The sequence below is a fragment of the Streptococcus pseudopneumoniae genome, assembly GCF_001076775.1.
In the GTDB taxonomy this organism is placed as follows: domain Bacteria; phylum Bacillota; class Bacilli; order Lactobacillales; family Streptococcaceae; genus Streptococcus; species Streptococcus pseudopneumoniae_G.
Genome location: NZ_JVGV01000034.1, coordinates 55,803 through 82,410, shown reverse-complemented (window position 1 = coordinate 82,410; position 26,608 = coordinate 55,803). Strand labels below are relative to the sequence as shown.

Here is a 26,608-nt window from a genome sequence, read left to right as displayed (position 1 = left end):
TCATTTCTCCCATCTCAATATTTTACTGATTTCATGAAGTTCCTCAGAAAATCTTTCTGAATCCAAGGCGTTTTTCAATTCTTCCTCTTTTATTTCTACAATTTCTCCTATCTCATTATAAACAAATTGATCAATAAATTCTTCTTTAAGAAGTAAGGAGGTTGCTCTAGAAAAACCTAAATTTTGCAATTCTACCACTTGACGATCAGTAGTCCCATACTCTAAATAATTAGACCACTCACTATCAATCTCTATGCCTTTCTCAATAAGTAATAGAGTATAATTCGTTATATAATTTTTTATTTTAAATTGAATTTTAGTATTTATGTCACCAATAATTTGATTAATCAACGCATTTATATGTTCTCTATTAAATTTATCAAAAGTAATGTAGAGATTTTTTTCTATCTCTATCTCTCTGGGATTCCCTTTGTTATGGTAGTAATTTGTCATATAATTAATAATTTGATTGAGCGATATACCGCTAATCCAATTTGACATCAATGCAGCTAAATATTTAAGTTGACTTTCTTTTTTTAACAATGGACGATTCCCACCGCTCTCTAAATAAAGCCAATCATATTTTTGACATAGTATTTTCAATATTTCAAAACATGCATCATAGTCAAAACTATTTGGAAAAGCAGTAGCTGAGCTAGTCAAAATTTTATTTTGCGAGTCTAGGTTAATATTAATACTCTGTTCTATAATTTTTTCAGGAACTTCTAATTCTGAACGTTTTTTCTTTAACGTTTTTCTACCATTATCGCCTATTTTCTCTAAGAATTTATCTTTTAAAATTGAAGAACTCTCAACAATATCTTGATATAAAAGTATATTCGAATACATTTCCAAAATTTTCTTTTCAGAATCTGTTAAATTCTTATTGGTCAGCGGCGCATTATTCAATACATTATTTATATTTTTATAGAAATTTCGATTGCTGTTTTTTAATAATATAGGAGTCTTTCGTTCAATTGTTCTTTTCTTTAAAATTGCAAAGTCACTATCTTTCCAATATCCTTTTTTATCAACTACATGACAGCAGAAGATATTCCCACTTAGATCTATAGTCAATCTACCAGCCCTACCAGACAAATTCCAGAAATCAATATCATCCATTTTTCGTTGCCCTATTTTTTCGGAAAAAATAAAGATATTTTTGGCTGGTAAATTCACTCCCTCTAAAAGTGTTGATGTACAAAATAAATATTTTATAACCCCTTCTTTGAACAATTCCTCAATTCCTTCTCGAATTGTCTGTGGCAAATTTCCAAAATGATAAGCAACCCCCTTGCGTAAACAATCTATCAAGTAATACTCTTTATGGATGCTTGTAGAGACTATTTTTATCAGTTTTTCTAATTTCCCATTATTTAAATCTGGCAAACTCTGTGCAAAATTCACTGAAAATTTTAAAGTATAGTTCACAGTGTTACAATATACTATATTTTGATGACTCCCTCCCAGTTTTATAAGGATTTCTCTTATATTCGCATCTTCAGTTTTAAAGTAATTTAATCCTTCTAAGGCATACTCTGTTTGATCTTCTAAAAGCATTATAGATTTTTTATTAAATGAATCAATGAAAAATTTATTCTGTGTCACTGATTTTTCACCAATTGCCATACTTTCTTCCTGACTGCTACCAAAAAGTTTTAAAAAATCTTCTACATTTAGAATATTAGGAGAAGCAAAATAGATGTTAACACTTTTTCTTTTAGCTTGAGCAATAGAATGATATAGTAGTGGTGCACGTGTATCATCATTTAACAACTTTTGCGCTTCATCAACAAATAAATATCCTACGGAAGGATTAGAAACTTCAGCAAAATATGAAATTAACCTCTCTGGAGTAAATACAAAGATATAACGCTTATCTTTTTTCTTGTACAGTAATGGTATTTGCGGATAAGAAATAATTTCATAGCTATCATTTCCTAGTTCGTTTTTTAGTTTCAAGGTCACTTGATGTATTAATGCTCTGGTCGGAACTACGATAGCCATATTTTCACTGGAGTTTTTAGTATCTATAATATATTTAATAAACGACTCAATTACAAAAGATTTTCCAAAAGATGTCGAACCAGAAAAGCTGTAATGATTACTATCTTTTAAGTTCTCAAACAACTTATATTGAGCATCTGTAAAGATATATCCTTCTTTAGGTGACTCTTGAAAAACTTCCTTTATTACTTTATCAACAATAATTTCATCATTCATTTCACCTTCTGGATTTACTATATTTAGAGATGGAAAATTTCCCATTTTTATCAAAGCACTTGAAGCAAAAGTTTTAAAATCAGGATTTTCTTTTATATTAGGCAGTTCATTACAAAGCGCTATAATCTTCAAAACTAAATTTTTTGCCTTTGAATTATTACTTCTAGATAGAATATCAGTGAATCGCATTAAATCATAAAATTCTTTTTCATCTATACTGCTACTACAAATACTATTAAATAAAAACTCACCGTAACTCTTTTCAATTTTAGTAATTAAATAAATTAAATATTCATCACAAAGTGCCTCTTCTGTTAACTCTTCTATAAAGTTCATTAACTTAACAACTCCTTTAAAATCATTTCCCTATCATCTTCAATATTAGCAAAAGGTAAAACATAAATGTAAAAAGTATGTCCAAATAATTTATAATTTTCTACATATTTGTTAATATTTTTAATTTGTTTTTTTGTCACTTCTATAATTTTGTCTTTGATAACTTCTCGAAAATCATTATTAGATAATTTTTGCAAATCAGTATAGTTAAACTCAAATCCAACAAAAATTCCAAAAGCATCATCTACATAAAAACCTGACTTAGTTGATGGATAAATAATACTTTTTAAAAATAGTTTCTCATTTTCATCTTCAATTTCTCTATCAAGATTTGAATTTAATAACCCTCTCTCAAACATTATTCCACTTTTATCATTATCTTTTTTATTTTTACCTTTTTTGAAATCACTTATGGACTCAAAAGCATGTCTTAATCCATCGGTTAATTTTTTCTCAACCTTTGATTCTCCAAAAATTAAATGATAATTTCCATCAACTAATTTTAAATAATGTAAACCGTCAGCTCCATTTACATACATATTTTTAGCTGTTTTAAGTTCTAGCTTTGATAAAATTTTAGGCGCTCCAAGATGCCCTTCCAAAAAGCAATATAAAAAAAATTCTCCAAGCTCTCCTTTATTTTCTGTATAATCCCTAAATTTTTCTCTAGCCTTTTTAGATAGAGCTAATGGCTTATCTTTATATTCTTTATTTATTTTTCTGGATAAAGCAAACTCTGCAACTGATTCTAATAATTGTTCTGTTGCGTTTTTATAGTCAAAATCATTTGCATTTATAATAAAAGAAAAAACTTCTAGTTTATTATTTGATGAAATATCAAATGTTCCAAGATGAGTTGTAACATCTTTAATTCTTATTGAATTACTATTAATTTTCATATTATTTTTCCGTATTACATTCTATCTCCCAACCCTCAATGGCTCAATGACTTCCTCTACTAGCTGGGTATAGGCTTCCTTGATTTGTTTTTTATAGAGGAGAGGATTGAGGGCATCTGCCACCTCTAGCTTATAGTCCTGATAGCGCTGGCTCTTGGTCAACTGGCTTTCTCCTAGTTGTTTCTTGGCTCCCTTGCGGTAGTGCTCGACATAGTAACGGAGTTCATCCTCTCCGACATACCAACGTTTGCTAAAGACTTGGATATGTTGCTGGATGACAGCCTCTATCATCTGATCCAAGATATTTGCGATAGACTGACCACGATAGCTTTCTGGATGCTCTTGTACCTCTCTCCACAGTTCAGTGATGATCTGGGCAAGATTTGGATTGGTCTTCTCAAGACTCTGAATATAGTTATCCACGGCTTCCTTATCTTGAGCGCTTAGGTTCTTTTCTTGACTCTGACCTTGCTCAATCAGGCTTTGGATCAAGGTCAAGATATAGGCATAGTTGATTTCGTCCACTTGGATAGATTCCAGTTCATAGTGGATATCAAGTGGCTCTCCATCGTCATCATCCTCTACTCGGCTTTTTAATTCTGCAAGGACATTTCGATAAAGGCCCAGATACCTTTCCAACTTCTCTCCATCAAGTCCCGTCTGACTGTAAAGTTCTTCCTCATCATACTCTTTGTACACTCGGATAGAGGCTAAGTATTTATCAAAGGCTTGATAGGTTTTAGCTAGTTTCCTCAACTCAGGTGTAGAGATTTGCTCGATTTGGAGTTCATCCTCAGAATCATCGGTGATGAGATTTTGGAAATCACTGCAACTCCGTAAAAAGTTCCTCTTTTCCTCTTCCCAGCTTGGAGCTAGAACCTCGTTTTCACCACCATTTGAGTAGAGCTTGAGGGCATTATCTACTGCTTCCTTAAAGGCTAGAGGCTTTTGGAAGGTGATGATATGACCGTAGGTCTTACTGCTGTCAAAAATACGGTTGGTTCGGCTAAAAGCCTGAATCAAGTCCTGCGGTTGCATGGGCTTGCGGTCGATAAAGAGAGTTGACAGACAAGGGGCATCAAACCCCGTTAGGAGACGATTGACCACGATGACTAAGTCCAACTGCTCCTTGCGATAGAGGTATTTGTCCTGCTTTCGAGCTAGGCGGTTATTGACATCCGTATTAAAGCCACGAAGATCCGACATGGTAAAGTAGGTATCAAATTCTTGATTGTAGTCCTCTAAAACCTGCTTCATGTGGTCTTGGTTGGCTCTTGAGTCTTCTTCATTTTCTGTGACCGAGTAGGTGATGGTCGCCTTTGGAAAGTCTGGAAGAACCTGCTTAACCCTTTCCGATACCTTAACCCTCGTCTCCCCAGCCTTGACTCGTTTGAAGAGGTCATAGTAGGCTTGGGCTTGAGGGATGGATTTGACGGTCAGGATAGCATTATAGGTCTTACCAACTCCCTTTTGGAAGCCTAGCTGTTGACGGGATTTATTGATAATGGCATCCAAGACTTCCAACATATGCTCCTCATTCTCATACACGGTATCTGGTATGTCATTTTCGGATTTATCCGTGATGAGGGTATTGCGATAATCCACCTTAAAGCCTAAAACTGCTCCATCATGGATAGCTTCCTTGACTGTATACTCATGGAGACGGTCTCCGTACTGTTGCTGGGTGGTTTGGGCTAGATCGCCCACTTGCTGGCGTTTATTTTCCTTAAAAATAGGTGTGCCTGTAAAACCATACCAGAGAGACTGTGGGAAAAAGGCCTTCATGTCTTTTTGTGTTTGAGGTGTTACGGCACGGTGGCATTCATCCACGACAAAGGCCACTCGGATACCCTTGATTTTGTCCGCATCTCTTTGGTAAAGACCTTGATCAAACTTACGCATCATGGTGATGATTTTCTGGATGGTCGTTACCACCACACGCTTATCATTACTTCCTAGTCGCTTGACCAAATCATGGGTATTATCCGTCTCATCAATATCAATGACATCATTGGTCGCATAGGAGAGAAAGGACGAGGTAGTCTGTTGGTCCAAGTCTCTGCGGTCAACGACAAAAATCGTCTTTTGGATGGAAGGAATCTGGAGGAGATTCCGAGCTACCTTATAAGAAGTCAGGGTCTTACCTGAACCTGTCGTATGCCAAACATAGCCTGATGCTTGCTGGCGAGAGGCTTCTTGCACTGCTTCGATTGCATGGATCTGATAGGGGCGCAAGAGGATGAGAGCCTTCTTACTATCATCAAGGACAGAATACTGCATAACCATCTGGTGGGCACGAGGGATAGAAAGAACCTCGTGAGCAAAACTCGTCAAGCTTGTTATGGGTTGGTTGTCTTTATCCACCCACTTAGTTAGAAATTGCTTGTTGAGTTTATTTTCCCTAGCCGCAGCGATATAGCGTGTGTCTACTTTATTGGTCACAACAAACATCTGTAAGCTAGAGTAGATGCCACGGAACTTTCCTTCTCTATCATACTTCTTAATTTGATGAAAGGCATCTAGAAAAGCAACCCGGGGACTTTTAAGCTCGATCTGAATCATGGGAAGGCCATTGATCAAGAGGGTCACATCTAGCCTGCGGTCTTGATTCTGAGGATTTATCTTATCTCTCTCGACTTGGTTGACAACCTCATAACTAGACTTACCAGCCGCGATATTATCTCGCCAAATGACAGATAAACGGATAGTCCCCAAACTAGCATCTTCTCTCTGAACCTCAACCTTGGCAATGCCATTTTCGCCGACCAACCACTTGGCCGCATCATAGTAGCTAATAAAGTTCAGTTGATTCTTTATCTGGCGTTTTTCCTGTTCTGTCAGGGGATGATCTGCCAATAGAGCCACATTGTTCTGGGCTAGCTTTTCAAAAAAATTTTCCCATAATTGCTCTTCTGTTTTGAGATCTTCTCTGTATGTCCATTGACTTTCCCCAGTTACCAGTTGGCTGATCAGTTGTTTTTCTATCTCCAATTCTGGTTTTACCTGTATCATACTCTCTCCTTTGCTACATGTCTGCTCCCTTTATTATAGCATGTTTAGCCTCAAAATCCATCACTCTTCCTATAGCAAAAACACTCATTCCCCCTTTCTCCTCCAAAATATGGTATAGTAGAGTTATACTATCTATGAGGAGTTTACATGTCACAGGATAAACAAATGAAAGCTGTTTCTCCCCTTTTACAGCAAGTTATCAACATCTCATCGATTATCGGTGGGGTTGGGAGTTTGATTTTCTGTATTTGGGCTTATCAGGCTGGAATTTTACAGTCTAAGGAAACCCTCTCTGCCTTTATCCAGCAGGCAGGGATCTGGGGGCCACCTCTCTTTATCTTTTTACAGATTTTACAGACTGTCGTTCCTATCATTCCTGGGGCCTTGACCTCGGTGGCTGGGGTCTTTATCTACGGACACATCATCGGGACTATCTACAACTATATCGGCATCGTGATTGGCTGTGCCATTATCTTTTATCTGGTGCGCCTCTATGGGGCTGCCTTTGTCCAGTCTGTCGTCAGCAAGCGTACCTATGACAAGTATATCGGCTGGTTGGATAAGGGTAATCGTTTTGACCGTTTCTTTATTATTATGATGATTTGGCCCATTAGTCCAGCTGACTTTCTCTGTATGCTGGCCGCCCTGACCAAGATGAGTTTCAAGCGCTATATGACCATCATCATTCTGACCAAGCCCTTTACTCTCGTGGTTTATACCTACGGTCTGACCTATATTATCGACTTCTTCTGGCAAATGCTTTGACACATAAAAAATCCGTTTGGTTTCCCAAGCGGATTTTTAGAACGTAGATTGACTATAGCTTGATACTAAATATACTTTGGTATGAAAATCATAACTATTTTTCGATAGTGAGGCGAGGACTTACCTAGCCTTTCCGCCGTGATAGAAACACCTGAAGTCTAATGATTTCAGGTGTTCGGAAACTTTGAGACATTAGGCTCAAAGTTTAGGTATGGAATTTCGAAGAAAGTCGCTACCGTCCGTAATCACTTAAGGAAAGGCTCAAAAATATTGTTTTCAACCACAAAATCCGTTTGGTTTCCCAAGCGGATTTTGTGCTTTATTTTGAAACTTCTTTTGCAAGAACAAAGTTCCCAAGAGTGGCAGAACCATTTCCTGCGACTGCTGGAGTCACGATGTAGTCACGCACATCAGGTACTGGTAGGTAGCCATTGAGAAGAGATGTAAATTTCTCACGGACACGGTCCAGCATGTGTTGTTGAGCCATGACCCCTCCACCAAAGACAATCACGTCTGGGCGGAAAGTCACTGTCGCATTGACTGCAGCTTGAGCGATATAGTAGGCTTGGACATCCCAAACAGGATTGTTGAGTTCAATATTTTCCCCACGTACACCTGTACGAGCTTCCAAACTTGGACCAGCTGCATAGCCTTCCAGACATCCCTTATGGAAAGGACAAACACCCTTAAACTCTTTTTCAATATCCATTGGGTGTCTAGCAACATAATAATGACCCATCTCAGGGTGACCCACACCACCGATAAACTCTCCACGTTGGATAACACCTGCACCGATACCTGTACCGATTGTGTAGTAAACCAAGTTTTCAATACGAGCACCAGCATTGTTACGGGCAACCACTTCACCATAAGCAGAGCTGTTTACGTCTGTTGTGAAGTACATTGGCACGTTGAGGGCGCGACGAAGGGCACCAAGCAAGTCCACATTTGCCCAGTTTGGTTTTGGAGTCGTTGTGATAAAGCCATAATTTTTTGAGTTTTTATCAATATCAATCGGCCCAAATGAACCAACTGCAAGACCAGCAAGGTTGTCGAATTTTGAGAAGAACTCGATGGTTTTATCGATTGTTTCGATTGGAGTTGTTGTTGGAAATTGTGTTTTTTCTACAACGTTAAAGTTTTCATCACCGACAGCACAGACAAACTTTGTACCGCCCGCTTCCAAGCTTCCATATAATTTTGTCATGATAAACCTCTTGTTTTTATTTTCTTTATTATAGCATATTTCGAAAGTCTAAATTTCTCTATTTTTTAGATTTTCCTCTGTAAATCTTACCATTCAAGCAAAAACGAACAAACATGTCATTTGTTCGTTTTCACATTAGAGAGGATTGATTAGATTTTCACTTCGATCACAGCATCCCCCTTCGCAACTGAACCTGTTGCGACTGGAGCTACTGAAGCGTAGTCAGCTGTATTTGTAACGATAACCATTGTTGTATCATCAAGACCAGCTGCAGCAATTTTGTTTGAGTCAAAGGTTCCAAGAACATCGCCAGCTTTAACCTTATCACCTTGAGCAACTTTTGCTTCAAAACCTTCACCATTCATAGATACAGTGTCAATACCAACGTGGATCAAGACTTCAGCACCATCAGTTGTTTTCAAACCAAAAGCGTGTCCTGTTGGAAAGGCGATTGAAACTTCCGCATCAGCTGGTGCATATACCACACCTTGACTTGGTTTCACAGCGATACCTTGGCCCATAGCTCCACTTGAGAAGACTGGGTCATTCACATTTGAAAGAGCAACAACATCACCAATGATTGGAGTTTGGATTGTTTCGTCTTGAAGAGTTGCTGGTACTTCTTCATTTACCACTGTAGTTTCTTCAGAAACTGTTTCTTCAACAACTTCTGTTTCTTCTTTGTAACCAAAAGCATATGTCAAACCGAAACCAAGGGCAGTTGTAACTAAGACCATAAAGACATACTTGAGGAGTTGACCATTAATGTATAGAAGAGTACCAGGAATGATTGTGATACCAAAGCTAGTTCCTGCTAAACCAAGAATATTTGCTAACCAACCACCTGCAGCACCTGCAATAAGACCCATGATAAACGGTTTACCGTAACGAAGGTTAATACCAAAAATTGCTGGCTCAGTAATACCTAATCCTGCAGAAAGAGCTGCTGGGAAAGCAAGTGCTTTAATTTTGGGATTCTTTGTTTTTACACCAACAGCAAGAGTTGCTCCAAGTTGAGCAGTCATAGCTGCTGTAATAATAGCATTAAGAGGATCTGAACCTGTAGAAGTAACAAGGTTAGCCTCCAAGAGATTGAAGATATGGTGAACACCTGTAACAACGATGACCTGATGAACACCACCAAGGATTAATCCACCTAGACCCACTGGAAGACTGAGCAACCAAACAGTAGCGACTTTGACATAGCTTTCAACTTCGTGGAATACAGGTCCAATGACAAACAAGGCCAAAATAGACATTACTAAGAAAGTCAAGAATGGTACAAGGAGTAAATCTAATACATCTGGAATACGCTTACGGAGCCACTTTTCTAGTTTAGCACCAGTCAAACCAACGAAGAAGGCTGGTAAAACTGAGTTTTGATAGCCGACAACTTTGATAAAACCAAAGAAGAGGATTGGTTGAGCATCACCAGAGGCCACAGCCCAGGCATTTGGTAAGGATGAGTTTACCATCATCAATCCTAGAACCAAACCAAGCAATGGATTTCCACCGAAGACTCGAAAGGCTGACCAACAGATTAAGGCTGGGAAGAAGGCAAAAGCTGTATCTGTCAAAACAACTGAATAAGTATAGAAGTTTGTTGCTTTAAAAGCTTCTGCAGTAGTTCCAAACAAAGCTAAGACTTGATCCTGAACGATAGCCCCACGAATCCCCATAAAGAGACCAGTAGCAACAATTGCTGGCAAAAGAGGTACAAAGACGTCACCGAAAGTACGGATGGCACGTTGGAACCAATTTCCTTGTTTACCTGCTTCTTCTTTCATCTCATCCTTAGATGCTGTTGGCAAACCAAGAGCTACGACTTCATCGTACATCTTGTTTACTGTACCCGTACCAAAGATGATTTGGTATTGACCTGAGTTAAAGAAAGCACCTTGAACTTTTTCCAAGCTCTCGATAGCATCTTTATTGATCTTTGCTTCATCTTTAACCATAACGCGAAGACGAGTCGCACAGTGGGCTACACTGTTAACGTTCTCGCGTCCGCCCAAGGCTTCGATGACTTTTTTTGCAATTTCTGTATTGGTCATTTGCAAAAATCTCCTTATAAAAAATTTGTAAAATGTTTGAAAGCGATTTTATCCGCCCTACGCATATAATTCTATCATGTTTTTAAAATATGTCAAGCGTTTTGCAGAAAAAGTTTTAGCATTTTGAATTTTTTGATTGTTTTTGATGTCTTTGAAATAAAACAAGCAATATTTCACCTATTATTGTGAGGTTTTTAAAGATTTTTTTGCAAATTCTTTCATTTTTTCATTTATTTTCATAAAATCCTTCAATCCGTTTCTGTCAATCGTTTGATATTTTTTTCTTAATTTTATGATAAAAGACTTGCTTTTTTAAAAGGAAACGTTTACTATAAAGATAGTAGAATTTATGGAGGGAATATAAATGGAATGGACTACCGAACGTCGTTACAGACGTTATGAAGATTGGACACAAGAAGAAAGAAAAGAAATCCAAGAAAAGATGGCACAATCCCCATGGCATGTCAGCTATCACATTGAACCAAAGGAAGGACTCCTTAACGACCCGAACGGTTTTTCTTACTTTGATGGCAAGTGGGTTGTCTTTTACCAAAACTTCCCCTTTGGTGCAGCTCATGGATTGAAGTCTTGGGTTCAGCTTGAAAGCGACGACTTGGTTCACTTTACTGAAACAGGTGTAAAAATCTTACCTGATACTCCACTTGATAGCCACGGCGCTTACTCTGGATCTGCTATGCAGTTTGGTGATCAATTGTTCCTATTCTATACAGGAAATGTCCGTGATGAAAATTGGGTGCGTCACCCTTATCAGATTGGTGCCTTAATGGATAAGGACGGCAAGATTGAAAAGATTGATAAGGTCTTGATTGATCAACCAGCTGATGCTACCGACCACTTCCGCGATCCACAGATTTTTAACTTTAAAGGACAATACTACGCAATCGTTGGTGGACAAGACTTGGAGAAAAAAGGATTCGTCCGTCTCTACAAAGCAGTCGATAATGATTATACAAACTGGCAAGAAGTTGGTGATTTGGACTTCAACAATGACCGCACTGCCTATATGATGGAGTGCCCAAATCTTGTCTTTGTCGGAGAACAACCTGTCCTTCTCTACTGCCCACAAGGTTTGGATAAAAAAGTTCTTGAATATGACAATATTTATCCAAATATGTATAAAATTGGTGCTTCCTTCGACCCTGAAAATGCTCGTTTGGTAGATGTGTCTGAACTACACAATCTAGACTATGGTTTCGAAGCCTATGCTACTCAAGCTTTTAACGCTCCGGATGGACGTGCTCTCGCTGTTAGTTGGCTTGGTTTGCCAGATGTGTCTTATCCATCTGACCGTTTTGACCATCAAGGAACTTTTTCATTGGTAAAAGAACTTACCATTAAAGATGGCAAACTCTATCAGTACCCTGTAGAAGCCATCAAGTACCTTCGAGCTTCAAAAGAGGAATTTTCAAATCGTTCTGAAACTAAGAATAGCTACGAACTTGAGCTGAACTTAGAGGCTAATAGCCAAAGTGAAATCATCCTTCTTGCTGATAAAGACGGAAAGGGGCTATCTATCAATTTCGACCTTGTCAATGGCCAAGTAACCGTTGATCGTAGTCAAGCAGGTGAGCAATATGCTCAAGAATTTGGAACTACTCGCTCTTGCTCAGTTACTAATCAAGCAACTACTGTCAATATCTTCATCGACAACTCAGTCTTTGAAATTTTCATCAATAAAGGAGAAAAAGTATTTTCTGGTCGTGTCTTCCCACATGAGAACCAAAATGGAATTCTCATTAAATCTGGAAACCCAACTGGAACTTACTACGAATTAGAATATGGTCGCAAAACTGACTGATGTCGCAAAATTGGCTGGTGTCAGCCCTACTACTGTTTCACGTGTCATCAATAAAAAAGGCTATCTATCTGAAAAAACCATCCAAAAGGTCAATGAGGCCATGCGAGAGTTGGGCTATAAACCTAACAACCTTGCTCGTAGCCTCCAAGGGAAATCAGCCAAGTTAATCGGTTTGATTTTCCCAAAAATTAGCCATGTTTTCTATGCTGAATTGATTGACAAATTGGAACACGAACTCTTCAAAAAAGGCTACAAGACCATCATCTGCAATAGTGAGCACGATTCGGAAAAAGAACGTGAGTATCTTGAAATGCTAGAAGCCAACCAAGTGGATGGAATCATCTCTGGTAGTCATAACTTGGGAATTGAAGACTACAATCGCGTAACGGCTCCAATCATCTCTTTTGACCGTAACCTGTCTCCAGATATCCCTGTCGTTTCTTCTGACAACTATGCTGGTGGTGTCCTAGCCGCTCAGACCTTGGCTAAAACTGGAGCCAAATCTATTATCATGATTACAGGAAATGACAACTCTAATTCCCCAACTGGACTTCGTCATGCTGGTTTTGCTTCAATCTTGCCAAAGGCTCCTATTATCAATGTTTCCAGTGATTTTTCACCCCTTCGTAAGGAAATGGAAATAAAAAATATCCTGACCAAACAAAAACCAGATGCGATTTTCGCCTCTGATGATTTGACTGCTATTTTGGTTATTAAGATTGCCCAGGAGCTTGGAATCTCTGTGCCTGAACAACTCAAAGTGATCGGCTATGACGGGACTTATTTCATTGAGAATTTCTACCCTCACCTCACTACCATTAAACAACCCTTGGAAGAGATTGCTCGCCTAACAGTTGATTTGCTCTTACAAAAAATTGAAGGTAAAGAGGTTGCTACCACTGGTTATTTCTTGCCAGTTAGTCTCTTACCAGGTAAAAGTATTTAAACAAAAAACTCGGACTGAATCAGTCTGAGTTTTTTCTTATAATCTAAATTTTTTCAAAAGTGTTTGGGCTTTTTCTAAATTAAAAGTTTTTTCAGCAATCAAGCATTCTACCAACTTAGGCACTTCAGCCTCTGTGGCTCCTGCAAGGAGGGCTAGTGACTTCGCTTGAAGTTTCATGTGTCCATGCTGAATTCCTGTGCTGACAAGAGCTTTAAGGGCTGCAAAGTTTTGGGCAAGTCCTATAGACACGATAATCTGGGCTAATTCTTTGGCAGAAGGATTTCCCAGTAGCTCATGACTGAGGGATACACGAGGGTTGAGGCCGATAGACCCACCCTTGGTCGCTACAGGCATGGGCAGGGTCATCTCACCGACCAATTCTTCTCTTTCAAAGTCCAGCGTCCATTGACTAAGACCTTGGTAATGTCCATCTCGACTGGCAAAGGCATGAGCCCCGGCTTCGATGGCACGCCAGTCATTACCAGTGGCAATCAAAATGGCATCAATACCGTTAAAAATCCCTTTATTGTGGGTAGTGGCTCGGTAAGGATCAGCCTGCGCAAACTGACTAGCCAAGGCTATTTTCTCCGCAATCTCTCGTCCTTGATCCTTTTGGCGGCTCAAGTAGCGAAAGGCGATGCGACAGCTTGCTGTCACCAGAGAATCGGTCGCGTAATTAGACAGGATTCCCATGAGACTCTGTCCCTGGCTGAGTTCTTCTAAGACTGGTTTCAAGGCTTCCAGCATGGTGTTGAGCATATTGGCTCCCATGGCTTCCTGGGTATCGACATGAAGATAAACAACGAGAAAGTCTGTTTCGCCTTTTATCTGCTCGACATGCAAATCACGCGCCCCGCCTCCACGTTTAACGATGGAAGGATAGGCTTGATTGGCAAGCTCCAAGAGCTCAGCCTTCTTGCTGGCAATCTTCTCTTGAGCTTGTTCAGGTTCAGCAACTTGATAAAGGGCTACCTGTCCAATCATCTGACGCTCATGCACTTGAGCAGTAAAGCCACCTGCTCGCTTGATGATTTTACTTGCATAGCTGGCCGCAGCAACCACGGACGGTTCTTCTGTCACATAGGGAACTGTGTATTCCTGACCGTTAACGAGGACCTCTGGGACCAGTGAATAAGGCAGAGAAAAAGTTCCCACCACATTCTCACTCAGCTGGTCTGCCACAGTCACACTAATCTGTTCATCCTGCTCCAGACTCGCTTGTCTCTCAGGACTAAGGAGCGCCTGAGCTTTTAACAGCTCGAGGCGCTCTTGGTATGATTTTTTAGAAAATCCATTCCAACTTATCTTCATTATTTTTCAACCTTGCTATAACGGCGTTGGTGATCAACAATTTCAACCAAGGCAAAATCTTGATTTTCATAGCCAGCAAACTGGGCAGAATTTGTTTCATCTAAGTCTACTTCCTCAAAGAAGACTTTTTCATAGTCAGCAACAGACAGGGCAGTTCGTTGGTTGAGCTTGTTCAAACGGTCTTTATCCAGATAAGCTTCATATCCTTCAACCAATTCGCCACTAAAGAACTCAGCCACGGCACCACTTCCGTAACTATAAAGGGCGATTTTATCGCCAGCCTTCAAGCTATCTGTATTTTCCAAGAGAGACAAGAGTCCAAGGAAAAGTGAACCTGTGTAGATATTCCCCACCTTTTGACTGTATAGAATAGACTGGTCAAAATGGTTTTGCAAGAGGTCTTTTTTCTCTTGAGGCAGGCTCTTATCCATGATTTTTTTCAAGCCTTTTAGTGCTAATTTAGGATAAGGCAAGTGGAAGCAAACAGCTGCAAAATCATCCAAAGTAAGCTGGTAGCGTTTTTGATATTCAAGCCAAGTCGTTTTCAAACTATCCAAGTATTGCTGGGTAGAATAGACACCATTTACATAAGGAGTTGTTGAGTAATTTGGACGCCAGAAATCCATGATGTCACGAGTCTGAGCCACATTGTCGTTATTAAAGGCCATAATGCGTGGATTCTGTGTAATCAACATGGCCACACTTCCAGCACCCTGAGTGGGTTCTCCAGGTGTTTCAATACCATATTTGGCAATATCACTGGCAATAACTAAAACTTTGGACTCTGGAGAATTTTCCACATGCAATTTGGCATAATGAAGGGCCGCTGTCGCTCCATAGCAGGCTTCTTTAATCTCAAAACTACGAGCAAAGGGCTGGATGCCCAGCAAACCATGTACAAAGACGGCCGCAGCTTTACTCTGGTCAATTCCTGACTCAGTAGCCACAATGACCATATCAATTTCTGCTCTTTCTTGCTCAGTTAAAATAGAATCACTTGCACTGGCTGCCAAGGTCACGATATCCTCAGTTAGAGGCGCAATACTCAATTCCTTGAGTAAGAGTCCTTTACTTAATTTTTCAGGGTCAATTCCCCTCGCTTCTGCTAAGTCTTGTAATTTCAAGACATATTGACTGGTCGCAAAACCAATCTTATCAATACCGATTGTCATATTTACCTCTGTTTTATCATTCATTGTAAAAAATCGTTCTATACTATTTTATCACAAATAGCAGTAAAAGAGAGAAAAAAGACTTGATTCACCAAATCAAGTCCCTTATTATTCTAACCATTATGCTGTTTTCGTAAGTGAGAATAAAGTCTGAGAATCACTGTTCCACTAGCCATTCCAATGGAAATCACCAAAGCCAACATAACAACTAAGGTTGCACTAGCAATGGCATGACTGTAATCTCCCGTCACAAAAAAGGCAGTTGTCCGATAGGAGAGATAACCCGGAACCAGAGGTGCCAAGATGGCCAAGATAAAGACCACAGCAGGTGTCTTATAAAGAATACTTAAAATCTGGCTGACACAAGAACCGATAATGGCTGCAATAAAAGTAGCCACAATAACATTGGTCGGTTCCTTGAGCAAAAGATAAATTAGCCAGACAGCCATGCCCAAAATTCCTCCTGGTAAGAGCATAGAACGTTGCACATTGAGTACGATTAAAAAAGTGATGATAGCAAGAAGACTTGCTACTGCTTGTAATAAAAAGGTTGTTAGTGTCATATTAATTCATCAATACCAAGGCGACAGAAGTTCCTGCCCCTAAAGCAAGGGTAATGAGCAGGGATTCAAACATCTTACTCATACCAGAGTTTATGTGGTTGGTCATAATATCACGAACCGCATTGGTCAAGGCAATTCCTGGTACAAAAGGCATGACCGCGCCAGCTATAATCAAATCTGCCGTTGAAGGAAAGCCTGTGTAGCGAGCCCAAAACTGGGCAATCATCCCAAATACAAAGGCTCCAGCAAAGGCCGTCACAAAAGGAATTCGGATAAATTTTTCCACATAAAGGGAAAATGCAAAACCAAATAAGGTAGCCACTCCTGCCCCAAGTGCATCGTAGATATTTCCACTAAACATAATTGAAAAGAAAGGGGCGCTAAAGGTCGCAGCCAAAGTTACCTGCAACTTAGTATAGGGAAGAGGTTGAGCTTGCAAGGCCGTCAATTGCTTGAAGGCCGTCTCTAAATCCAGCTTTCCCCCTACCAACTGACGAGAAATCTGATTCACATCGCAGACTTTTTCGATGTTATAAGAAGAGGAAGTCACGCGTTTCATTCGTGAAATATTGGTATTTTCAATGGAGAAAAAGATTGCGGCAGGCATGGCAAGAACATTGCAATCCAAAATTCCCTGCGAATGCGCAATACGAATCATGGTATCTTCTACACGATGAATCTCTGAACCACTTTTAAGGAGAATGGTTCCTGCTAACATAATCACATCGATGACGGCATTTAATTCTCTTGATTCTTCCATGCGTTCCTCCTTTTATCAACTCCCTCTATTCTATCACAAATCTGGAGTCAAAAAAAATCTTTGCCATGAAATCATGACAAAGATTCGTTTAATCACGAGAATTTTCGTGGTTTCCTTCACTACTTGATTGAGTAGTAGCAGGTGCATTCTCTCGTTGATTTCCTTGTTGGTTCCCCTGACTTGGTGTTGTAGTAGAACCTTGGTTTCCACGTTGGGCTGGTGCTGATGATGACGTTGACGGCGGTGTTTTTGGTTTGTAGATTGAAATCTTGACACGCGTCTTAGTCAAATCAACCTTTTCACCTGCTTTTGGACTTTGCTCTACAACAGTCCCCTCAGCAGTTCCTTCAGGAGCTTTAGACACTTCTACAACTTCGATATTAGCTTTTTTAATGTCATATATCTCTGTAAGATTATTGACTGCAAATTCTCGACTAGAACCAATATAGCTTGGCATTGAAATAGAATTTACCTTCTTAGCGACTGTCAAAACTATTTGAGTTGCCTTGCTAAGATCATAGGTTGTTCCCTCCGGTAAACTTTGTTTCATGATTGTACCGGCTTCGATTTCGTTGGATTCTTCTTCCTCAATCTTAATTAGATTTTCTGGAACCTTCTTACCCTTCAATTCTGCCACGACATCACTGGACTTTCTTCCGAGATAATTTCCAAGTTGGAAGGATTGCTGACCAGAAGACACAATCAAATTAATTTTTGTTCCTTCTTTGCGTGTTGTACCAGCGTCAGGATCGGTACGAATAACACGACCTTCTTCAACCTTATCACTAGCCTCTGTTTTTTCTTCACCAACCTCAAAATTGGCTTTCTTAAGCGCTTCTTTAGCTTCCGCAACCGTCTGGCCTGCCACATTTGGAATGGCAATGGTTGCAGGAGTTCTGGATAGTATCCAAATAAGAGAAGCTGCCACCAATACAATGCTGGCCAACAAAATCATATAGCGAACTCTAAATTTCCGTTTCTTAACAGGCTTGGTTGCGTAATTGTCCTCTGAAGCCTGCTGACTCGGCTTCGCAGTCTGTGGCTTTGGACTTTGTGTTTGCACCTTAGGAATCGAAGTCAAGGTACTTTGTGGAACTTTAGGAAGAGTCTTGGTGTCAGCCTTAGTGGTATCATTAAACACCAATTTAGGCTCATTGCGACGATTATAAGACAAACTACTAGACAAGTCCACATACATCTCTGCAACTGACTGATAACGATCTGTCAATTTCTTGGCAGTTGCCTTGATGACAACATTCTCTAAAGCCTGAGGCACAGATGGATTCTCAGCTATAACCGATGGCAATGGTTTCTGGAAATGCTGGAGGGCGATGGTCACTGCACTATCCCCATCGTAAGGGATATGTCCTGTCAACATCTCATAAAAGATGATCCCCATGGCATAGATATCACTCTGTACAGTCGCTTTAGAACCACGCGCCTGCTCTGGTGACAAGTAGTGAACCGAACCAAGCATAGAGTTGGTCTGAGTCAGACTCGTCTCTGCAAAGGCTACCGCAATCCCAAAGTCTGTGACCTTGGCAGTCCCATCTGGTGTCAAGAGGATATTTTGAGGTTTCAAATCACGGTGAACAATGCCTCTAGTATGAGCTAAGCGCATAGCCAAGAGGATTTGTCCCATGATTCGGACCGCTTCTTCATTTGAAAGAGGGTGATGTTCCTTGATATAGCGCTTGAGGTCAAGTCCTGCTACGTACTCCATAGCTAAGTACTGTTGACCGTCTTCCTCACCAATATCTGTAATCCGAACGATATGAGGATGGTCCAGATCTGCCATGGCTCTCGCTTCACGCTGAAAACGAGCCACTGCAATGGGATCTGTTTGGTAGTTGGTCCTCAGGACCTTTACTGCCACTTCTTCCCCGTCTAGAATCAAATCCTTGGCCAAGTATACATCTGCCATGCCTCCTCGACCAATTTGTTTGATAATTCGATACCGCCCGGCAAAAATCTTGCCGATTTGGATCATTCTTCATCCTCCTCGTTCATAGAAACAAGGGCAACCGTAATATTGTCTAAACCTCCTGCATTGTTAGCAAAACGCACGAGCGTCGCTGTTTTATCTGCCAAAGGAATATCACTGGTTACAATATCACAAATCTCACTGCCTGAAATCATGTTGGTTAATCCATCGCTATTAAGTAGGAGATAATCTCCTGTCGCAAGGGTAATCATTCCAAAATCAGGCTGAATTTCGTCTTTTTGACCAATTGACTGGGTAATAATATTTTTCTGTGGGTGGCTAGCTGCTTCTTCAGGTGTCAATTGACCAGCCTTGAGCAATTCATTGACCAAAGAATGGTCGCTTGTTAACTGGTGGTATTCTTCTCCACGAATCAAACCGATACGAGAATCCCCAATGTGGGCATAGATAGCCTGATTGCCAATAATAGCAACAGCCTCGAGGGTTGTTCCCATTCCTTTATAAGCTTCATCTTGTCCCAATTGGTTAATCTTTTGATTTTCAATCTCAAGGTTGTTGGCAAACCATTCACGTACTTCATTAACCGTATCGATTTGAGTATCTACCCAAGCTACACCTAGGTCTGTTACCGCCATCTCACTAGCGATATTCCCCGCACGATGACCTCCCATACCATCAGCTAGGATAATCATGGTACGTCCAGCTCTATTGACATAGTGGTTGACATAGTCTTGGTTATTTGTTCGTTTCTGACCAACATCTGTTAATAATGAAATTTCCATGTGTTAGTTCCTTCCTAATCCGATATCTTACGAAATTGACTGATGAAGAATCCATCACTTCCATACAATTCAGGTGTAATGAGGATACAGCCATCTTTCATGATATCATTACATTCATGTTCTAGTGTTACCTGCTCAAATTCAGGATGACTTTCTAAAAATGCCTGTACGACTTGAAAGTTCTCCTCTGAGACAATAGTACAGGTACTATAAGTTATTATACCACCTTTGCGTAGTGTTTGACAAACACTACCTAATATTTCTAGCTGAATTTCCTGCAAGGACGCGAAATCTGCCGTTTCTTTATTGTATTTGATGTCTGGTTTTCGACGCAGAAGACCAATTCCTGAACAGGGAGCATCTACCAAAATCTTATCAAAAGAATCCTGACCAAAAAACTCATGTACCTTTCTGGCATCCAATTTTTGCGTTTGAACCCGATCCGCCACACCCAGACGTTGGGCATTTTCTTGGATTAAGTCCAACTTGTGGTCATACAAGTCCAGAGCAGTAACCTGACCTGTCGTGAGATAAGAGGCTATATGGGCTGTTTTTCCACCCGGAGCCGCACAGGCATCTAGAACCTGCTCATCACCTTGTAAATCAAGCGTCGGAGCAACAAGCTGACTGGACTCGTCTTGAATGGTAATAGCTCCCTCCACAAACAAATCATGGCCTGCAAAATGCCCTTGCTCCTTGACCAGACCAGAAGAAGACAAATGTGAATCACTACCCTCCAACAAGACTTGGATTTCTTCTTTTCGGCTTAAATCAGTCACACGAATACTGGCCTTGTTGCGCACCAAAAGGCTTTCAAAGATAGCTTGCGCTCGCTCTTCTCCGTATTCTTCCTTGAGTTTGGCAACTAGCCAAACTGGGAGAGAATAGGCAACGGAATCACGCTTGTTTTTTCGCTTGATGCTAGCAATATCTGGCCAACCCTCACGCAGAATACGGCGAAGGACGGCGTTGACCAATTTTTCACTGCCTTTTTTACGGACTTTGGCCAATTCTACTGCTTCATTGACCACAGCATGGTCTGGAATCTTGTTCAAATAGCGGAGCTGGTAGGCACTCATGAGAAGAAGGACATAAAGCCAACTATCTAACTGGTCTCTGTCTTCGATAAAGTGGGATAGGTACCATTCCAAGGTGAGTTTACGGGTTACCGTTCCATAGACCAGCTCGGTCACCAAACCCTTGTCCGCTGCTGAAAGTTGACTTCCCTTGAGATGCTTATTTAAGGCGATATTTGAGTATGCTTGATTGATAAAAACATCCTCTAATACTGCTAGGGCTAAACTTCTAGCCGTTTCTACTTTAGTCACCAAATCGTTCTCCTACAGTCAATGTACGTCCAACTCCATTGAGGAAGGAAGCAATGTCCATCTTAGGTTTACCAGCTGGCTGCACTTGTTTGAGGGATAGAGCCCCTTCTGCCGTTGCGACAATCAATTCTTTCTTACCAATAGATAGGATCTCACCTGGATTTCCCTGACCTTCTACTGCTAAAGCTTCATAAATCTTAAAGCGGTCGCCCTTAAGGAAAGTATGGGCAACAGGCCACGGATTCATCCCACGGATTTGGTTAAAGAGTTGACGATTGCTTTTATTCCAATCCAATTTTTCTTCCTCTGGCTTGATGTTTGGCGAGAAAGTAACCTGACTTGGATCCTGTGGTTCAGGTTTAATCTCCCCAGCAATATAGGCAGGCAAAGTATCCAAAAGCAAATCACGACCAACTAGCGCCAATTTCTCAAACAAGGTGCCGACATTGTCCTCATCCATAATCGGAATACTACGACGAGAAATCATATCCCCTGCATCCATTTCCTTAACCATCTCCATAATGGTCACACCAGCTTCCTCATCTCCTTGAATCAAGGCATAATGGATAGGCGCACCACCACGGTGTTTGGGAAGAAGGGAAGCGTGAACATTGACCGCAAAGTCCATGCTATCAAGGAGTTTACTTGGGAGAAACTGCCCAAAAGCAGCGGTCACAATTCCATCCGCTCCTAGCTGCATAATCTCTTCCATCTCTGGACTTCCAGATAATTTTTCAGGTTGGTAGATAGGAAGACCTGCTTCCTTGGCAGCCTGCTTGACTGGGGTTTCTTGGATAACTTTTTTACGACCGACAGCACGGTCTGGCTGGGTCACAACGGCTAGAATTTCGTAACGGTCATCTGTCAAAAGCCCTTTTAAAACTGTTGCTGAAAAGTCGGGTGTCCCCATAAAGATTAATTTTGTCATATCTTCTCCTTCTTATAAAAATTGCTGCGGCTCATGGTCAATGCTGAGACGGAGCTCACTATTTTCCCGTTCTTGAGTCAAGGCCAAGACCTGGTTGAGAGTCGGACTTAGCTCATCTTCTAAACGGTATTTAATCAAAATCTGGTAATGATAGAGGTTGTGGGTACGGGCAATGGGTTTTGGCGTCGGTCCAAGGATGTTACTGGTTTCAGACAAACCTGACCGCAAAATGTTCATAACTTCATAAGCACGTTTGACAACCTCTTCTTCTTTCTTGTGAGAAAGGGTAATGCCAATGGTGAAATAGTAAGGCGGATAACCTAGTTGTCGTCTAATACCCATTTCATAGGCATAAAAGCCTTCGTAATCCTGCTCCTTGGCAAATCGAATAGCATAGTGCTGAGGATTATAGGACTGGATCAAGACCTGACCTGCTTTTTCAGCCCGTCCTGCCCGACCTGCCACCTGAGTCAAGAGCTGGAAGGTTCTCTCAGAAGAACGGAAATCAGGCAGATTCAAGGCTGTATCGGCATTTAGAACTCCGACCAAAGTCACATTGGGAAAATCCAATCCCTTGGCAATCATCTGAGTACCTAGTAAAATATCTGCTTCTCCTCGTCCAAACTGGTCAAGAAGAGCTTGGTGACTACCTTTCTTACGAGTCGTGTCCACATCCATCCGCAAAATACGGGCTTGGGGAAAGAGTTCTGCCAGCTCGTCACAAGCCTTCTGTGTCCCCGTCCCATAGTAACGAATACTTCGACTATTACAGTTAGGACATACCTGAGGAATATCCTTCGAAAAACCACAATAATGGCAGTTCATGGTCTTGGTATCCATGTGCAAGGTCAAGGATATATCACAGTTGGGACAAGTATCCACAGTTCCACACTCCCGACACATGACAAAGCTAGAATAACCACGGCGATTGAGCATGAGAACCACCTGCTCTTTTTTAGCTAGACGGTCTTGAATAGCTTCTAGCAAGGGTGGCGTAAAGTTTGACGTCTCGTTTTGTCCGATATAGTCCCGAAAATCAATCACTTGAACCTTGGGAATAGTGGCCTGAGGATTGGCACGTTGGGTTAGACATAAGTGTTGATAGACGCCTTTTCCAGCACGCGCCCGGCTCTCTAAGCTCGGCGTTGCAGACCCAAGCACTAGGGCTGCTTGATTGTATTGGGCCCGTAAAATAGCCACCTCTCTGGCATGGTAGCGGGGATTACTGTCTTGCTTATAAGTCGCTTCATGTTCCTCATCAATAATCATAACACCCAGATTTTTCAGCGGAGCAAAGATGGCAGATCTGGCGCCAACAACAACTTGAGCGTCTCCACGCTCGACCTTGCGCCATTCATCATACTTTTCACCATTGGATAAGCCTGAGTGAAGAATGGCCACTTTCTCACCAAAACGAGCAATAAAACGCTCCGTCATCTGTGGAGTCAGGGAAATCTCAGGCACCAGCAAAATAGCTGTCTTGCCCTTGCCCAAAGCTCCTTGGATAATCTGCAAGTAGACCTCGGTCTTCCCACTTCCTGTAATCCCTTGAAGGAGGAAGGGAGGCTGATGACTGCCAATAGAACTGACAACCGCATCACGCGCCTGCCTTTGCTCTGGATTCAATTCCAAAGGCTGACTTGCTTCAATTCCTTCAAAATAAGCAGCCGAGCGTTGGACTTCCTTTTTGACTATTGTAACAGCACCTTGTTCTACAAAGAAGTTGACTTGCTCCCGCGAGTAGGACTCTAACAAACTGGCCAAGGAAGCACTCTCAGGATGAGACAGTAAATAGTCTCTCAATTCCAACTTTTTCTTGGCACGTGCAGAAATATCGACAACTTCTAATTGAGCAAGATTGACCTCATACCAAGACTGGGTCTTGACCTTCTTTTGATCAATCGCCTGATATTCTAGACCAAGCAGGCCTTTTCTAGTCAAACGCATCATTTCAGCTTGCTTACCTAAATCTAGAGAAGAAAAGGCTAGCGAATCTTCTGAACCAAACAAGCGCTCTTTGTCTGCCTGACTCAGACCTGCCAGAGGATAAAGAATCTTGTCATAGCTGGAGTTCAGAAATCCCGGTAACATAGCCTTGAGGATGGAGATCTTGTAGGAGAAGACGGACTTGCGTAACTCCTCAGCAAGCCAGAGTTGTTCTTGCGTAAGAACAGGAGAAAAATCCAACACCTCGACAATATCTTTTAAATCTTGCTCTATCTCTTCTTCAGCTGATTGAGAATCTAAATCAAGAACAATCCCTTGAATCAGACGATTACCCTTACCAAAGGGCACATGTACCCGCATTCCAACTTCCAACATTCCCTCAAATTCCTCCGGAATCCTATAACTATAGGGCTGGTCCGTCTGCATCAAGGGCACATCTACGATAATCTTAGCTAGGGTCATCTTCTCACCTCCTCCTTGTCAGTACATTCTTTCAAATAGAAAAAATAAGATTGAGTCCCCCCAACCTTAAATTTTTTCACCATCTTCTTTTTCTTTAGCGATTTGCTCTTTGATTTTCTTTTCTTCTTCTTCTTTGCGGCGTTTTTCTTCTTCGATACGGCGACGCACTGCTTCACGTTTTCCTTCTGGATCTGGGTGAATTGTAACGTTTCCTGATTCGATTTCTTCTAAAGCGCGAAGAGTTGATTTTTCAGATTTGAAACCTTGAGTTGCTGGCGCACCTGCTTCCAATTCGTGAGCACGTTTTGCTTCCAAGATTACGAGTGAATATTTTGAAGGAACCTTGTCGAGCAAGGTATCAATAGAGGGTTTTAACATCATTTGCTTGTACCTATTTTCTAAATTTTATCGGGTAGTTGGAGATTTCGGTAACATCTCCTGATAGTGACCAATGACACGATCCACACGGAAATGCTCTGCTTCGATCACACGTTTGACACGCTCAGCAGCTAGGGGCACCTGATCGTTGACAATCGCATAATCATACTCACGCATAAGCGCAATTTCTTCCTTGGCTTTTTCGATTCGTTGGGCAATCACTTCTGCACTATCTGTTCCACGACCTACCAAGCGGTCTTGTAATTCATCCAAATCTGGTGGTGTCAGGAAGATAAAGACAGCATCTGGAACCTTTTTCTTGACCTGAAGAGCGCCTTGAACTTCAATTTCAAGGAAAACATCGATTCCCTTGTCCAAGGTTTCATTGACATAGGTCAGAGGAGTTCCATAGTAGTTGCCGACATATTCTGCGTATTCCAACATCTGTCCTTGACGAATCAGCTCTTCAAACTCTTCGCGAGTACGGAAGAAATAGTCAACACCATCCACTTCTCCAGGACGTTGTGCGCGTGTCGTCATCGATACAGAGTATTGAAATTGGTTTTCAGAACTCTCAAAAATCTCTCTTCTAACCGTTCCTTTTCCAACCCCTGAAGGACCAGAAAAAACGATTAGTAAGCCTCGGTCTGCCATTGTGTCTCCTTTAGTCAGTCTGTGAAATAACATTTCTCTAGAATAATGACAAAAAGCCAGATTATCCTTTACAGTCTTTCTATCTAGTGTAACAAAAAAGCAGTAATTTTTCAACTGCTCTTTCTTATTTATTTAGATTTATACAAGGTATCCCCTTAAAATATACTTGCCTTTTTATTCTATTTAAGAGATAATAAAACTACTAATATAAAAAGGAGAAGTTTATGGGAAATTATAAAGGAAAAAATGTTGATGAAGCGATTGAAAATGGCTTATCTGAACTTAATCTCAAAAAAAGTGAAGTCAAAATCAATATTATTGATCATGGAAATGCCGGAATTTTTGGTTTTTTTGAAAAAGAAGCTGAGGTTGAAATCACACCATTAAGCCCACTGGAATTGAAGGTAAAAAAATTAATTCCATATTTAATCGGTGCTGTTGCAATATTTATGATTCTTATATCAGTTATAATTGGATTATACTCAGATAAGTCAACTACTGTTTCTCACCCTTCATCTACAGAAACTAGTAGCGTTATTGAAAAATCTGTCGAGAAAACTAGTGAATCATCCTCTACATCATCAAGTTCGACGCCTGCTTCCTCTAGTTCAACTAACACCACATCAAGCTCGACCGAAACCTCGTCAACAAGTCCATCCCAATCAGCTGTCATCACAACTGAAAACAATGAGGAATTTAAAGCACTATTGCAAACTGATGACTCAAGCACCATAACAAATTTTATTCAAAAATATAAAGGTCAAGTCATCGAATTTGATGGACACATAGCAGATATTGCACACTATAAAAATTACAAAACAAAATTCGATATGCTTATTTATGGCGGAAATTACTTAGGAGCAGAACAAGCACCTTCGGGACCAAACTTTAAATTTGTAAATATAACAACAGTTTCTAACGCCGCTTTCAACTCTTTTAATGGCGAAAATATTTCTAAAGGCCAAAATGTACATATAAAGGCACAAATTGGAAACTATAACTCCACTCAAGATTTAGTCTACCTATCTCCAATTGAGGTTTCGCCTCGATAATATAACGAATTATTTCAAATAATTTATTCAAAAAACTGAAGTCAGATTCTCTTCTGACTTCAGTT

At 40.6% G+C, this 26,608-nt stretch carries 20 protein-coding genes; 4 read left to right on the top strand and 16 right to left on the bottom strand.

The features are described 5' to 3' along the window. From ADJ60_RS10080 to ADJ60_RS10070, 3 genes are read right to left on the bottom strand one after another with little or no spacing between them, the layout of a single operon-like run. The gene (locus tag ADJ60_RS10080) at positions 1–2,559 is read right to left on the bottom strand and encodes a DEAD/DEAH box helicase (RefSeq protein ID WP_049511036.1); all 2,559 of its coding nucleotides are present in this window, start codon (positions 2,557–2,559) and stop codon (positions 1–3) included. Continuing rightward, entirely contained in the window at positions 2,559–3,458 is a 900-nt protein-coding gene (locus tag ADJ60_RS10075; RefSeq protein ID WP_049511035.1) for a HamA C-terminal domain-containing protein, read from the bottom strand. The genes ADJ60_RS10080 and ADJ60_RS10075 overlap by 1 nt, the downstream gene beginning before the upstream one ends. A gap of 21 nt (positions 3,459–3,479) precedes the next feature. Beyond that, positions 3,480–6,470 carry a type I restriction endonuclease subunit R gene (locus ADJ60_RS10070; RefSeq protein ID WP_049544812.1) on the bottom strand — a complete coding sequence of 997 codons (2,991 nt, stop codon included), beginning with the start codon at positions 6,468–6,470 and terminating at the stop codon, positions 3,480–3,482. Positions 6,471–6,617: 147 nt separating this feature from the next. On the opposite strand from ADJ60_RS10070, the gene ADJ60_RS10065 reads away from it, so the two are divergent. Then, positions 6,618–7,235, top strand: coding sequence for a TVP38/TMEM64 family protein (locus ADJ60_RS10065; RefSeq protein WP_049544811.1), 618 nt, complete (start codon positions 6,618–6,620; stop codon positions 7,233–7,235). Positions 7,236–7,554: 319 nt separating this feature from the next. Here ADJ60_RS10065 and scrK read toward each other — a convergent pair whose 3' ends face one another. Together scrK and ADJ60_RS10055 are read right to left on the bottom strand one after the other, a co-directional pair. Beyond that, positions 7,555–8,442 carry a fructokinase ScrK gene (gene scrK / locus ADJ60_RS10060; protein WP_049544810.1) on the bottom strand — a complete coding sequence of 296 codons (888 nt, stop codon included), beginning with the start codon at positions 8,440–8,442 and terminating at the stop codon, positions 7,555–7,557. A 149-nt stretch (positions 8,443–8,591) separates the two neighbouring features. Continuing rightward, entirely contained in the window at positions 8,592–10,496 is a 1,905-nt protein-coding gene (locus ADJ60_RS10055; protein WP_049500225.1) for a sucrose-specific PTS transporter subunit IIBC, read from the bottom strand. Positions 10,497–10,860: 364 nt separating this feature from the next. Here ADJ60_RS10055 and ADJ60_RS10050 point away from each other — a divergent pair, with 364 nt between their 5' ends. Further along, positions 10,861–12,315, top strand: coding sequence for a sucrose-6-phosphate hydrolase (locus ADJ60_RS10050; protein WP_049500227.1), 1,455 nt, complete (start codon positions 10,861–10,863; stop codon positions 12,313–12,315). Beyond that, complete coding sequence (locus ADJ60_RS10045) at positions 12,296–13,261, top strand: LacI family DNA-binding transcriptional regulator (RefSeq protein ID WP_049500229.1); 966 nt, start codon at positions 12,296–12,298, stop codon at positions 13,259–13,261. The genes ADJ60_RS10050 and ADJ60_RS10045 overlap by 20 nt, the downstream gene beginning before the upstream one ends. A 36-nt stretch (positions 13,262–13,297) precedes the next feature. Here the strand turns inward: ADJ60_RS10045 and ADJ60_RS10040 are convergent, their stop codons facing one another. The 11 genes from ADJ60_RS10040 to gmk form a co-directional block, all read right to left on the bottom strand. Continuing rightward, on the bottom strand, positions 13,298–14,572 hold the full coding sequence (locus ADJ60_RS10040) for a hydroxymethylglutaryl-CoA reductase, degradative (protein ID WP_049544809.1): 1,275 nt from the start codon (positions 14,570–14,572) through the stop codon (positions 13,298–13,300). Continuing rightward, positions 14,572–15,744, bottom strand: coding sequence for a hydroxymethylglutaryl-CoA synthase (locus ADJ60_RS10035; RefSeq protein WP_049544808.1), 1,173 nt, complete (start codon positions 15,742–15,744; stop codon positions 14,572–14,574). The genes ADJ60_RS10040 and ADJ60_RS10035 overlap by 1 nt, the downstream gene beginning before the upstream one ends. 113 nt (positions 15,745–15,857) lie before the next feature. Further along, entirely contained in the window at positions 15,858–16,307 is a 450-nt protein-coding gene (locus tag ADJ60_RS10030) for a threonine/serine exporter family protein (RefSeq protein WP_020901615.1), read from the bottom strand. Position 16,308: 1 nt separating this feature from the next. After that, a complete protein-coding gene (locus ADJ60_RS10025; RefSeq protein ID WP_024057274.1) occupies positions 16,309–17,067 on the bottom strand; it encodes a threonine/serine exporter family protein in 759 nt (252 codons plus the stop codon). Positions 17,068–17,155: 88 nt separating this feature from the next. After that, the gene (pknB, locus tag ADJ60_RS10020; protein WP_049544807.1) at positions 17,156–19,057 is read right to left on the bottom strand and encodes a Stk1 family PASTA domain-containing Ser/Thr kinase; all 1,902 of its coding nucleotides are present in this window, start codon (positions 19,055–19,057) and stop codon (positions 17,156–17,158) included. Next, a complete protein-coding gene (locus tag ADJ60_RS10015; protein WP_000406255.1) occupies positions 19,054–19,794 on the bottom strand; it encodes a Stp1/IreP family PP2C-type Ser/Thr phosphatase in 741 nt (246 codons plus the stop codon). The genes pknB and ADJ60_RS10015 overlap by 4 nt, the downstream gene beginning before the upstream one ends. Before the next feature lie 14 nt (positions 19,795–19,808). After that, the gene (rsmB, locus tag ADJ60_RS10010) at positions 19,809–21,122 is read right to left on the bottom strand and encodes a 16S rRNA (cytosine(967)-C(5))-methyltransferase RsmB (protein WP_049544837.1); all 1,314 of its coding nucleotides are present in this window, start codon (positions 21,120–21,122) and stop codon (positions 19,809–19,811) included. Continuing rightward, positions 21,115–22,050, bottom strand: a complete 936-nt coding sequence (gene fmt / locus ADJ60_RS10005) for a methionyl-tRNA formyltransferase (protein WP_049544806.1) — start codon at positions 22,048–22,050, stop codon at positions 21,115–21,117. Before fmt ends, rsmB begins: the two co-directional genes overlap by 8 nt. Positions 22,051–22,062: 12 nt before the next feature. Further along, positions 22,063–24,459: a primosomal protein N' gene (locus ADJ60_RS10000; RefSeq protein WP_049544805.1), complete on the bottom strand. Its 2,397-nt coding sequence runs from the start codon at positions 24,457–24,459 to the stop codon at positions 22,063–22,065. A gap of 66 nt (positions 24,460–24,525) precedes the next feature. Further along, positions 24,526–24,840, bottom strand: a complete 315-nt coding sequence (gene rpoZ, locus ADJ60_RS09995; protein ID WP_000979235.1) for a DNA-directed RNA polymerase subunit omega — start codon at positions 24,838–24,840, stop codon at positions 24,526–24,528. Between the two features lie 24 nt (positions 24,841–24,864). After that, positions 24,865–25,491, bottom strand: a complete 627-nt coding sequence (gene gmk, locus ADJ60_RS09990) for a guanylate kinase (RefSeq protein ID WP_000775041.1) — start codon at positions 25,489–25,491, stop codon at positions 24,865–24,867. Between the two features lie 224 nt (positions 25,492–25,715). Here gmk and ADJ60_RS09985 point away from each other — a divergent pair, with 224 nt between their 5' ends. Beyond that, positions 25,716–26,543: a DUF4839 domain-containing protein gene (locus tag ADJ60_RS09985; RefSeq protein ID WP_049500241.1), complete on the top strand. Its 828-nt coding sequence runs from the start codon at positions 25,716–25,718 to the stop codon at positions 26,541–26,543. Positions 26,544–26,608: the final 65 nt, after the last annotated feature.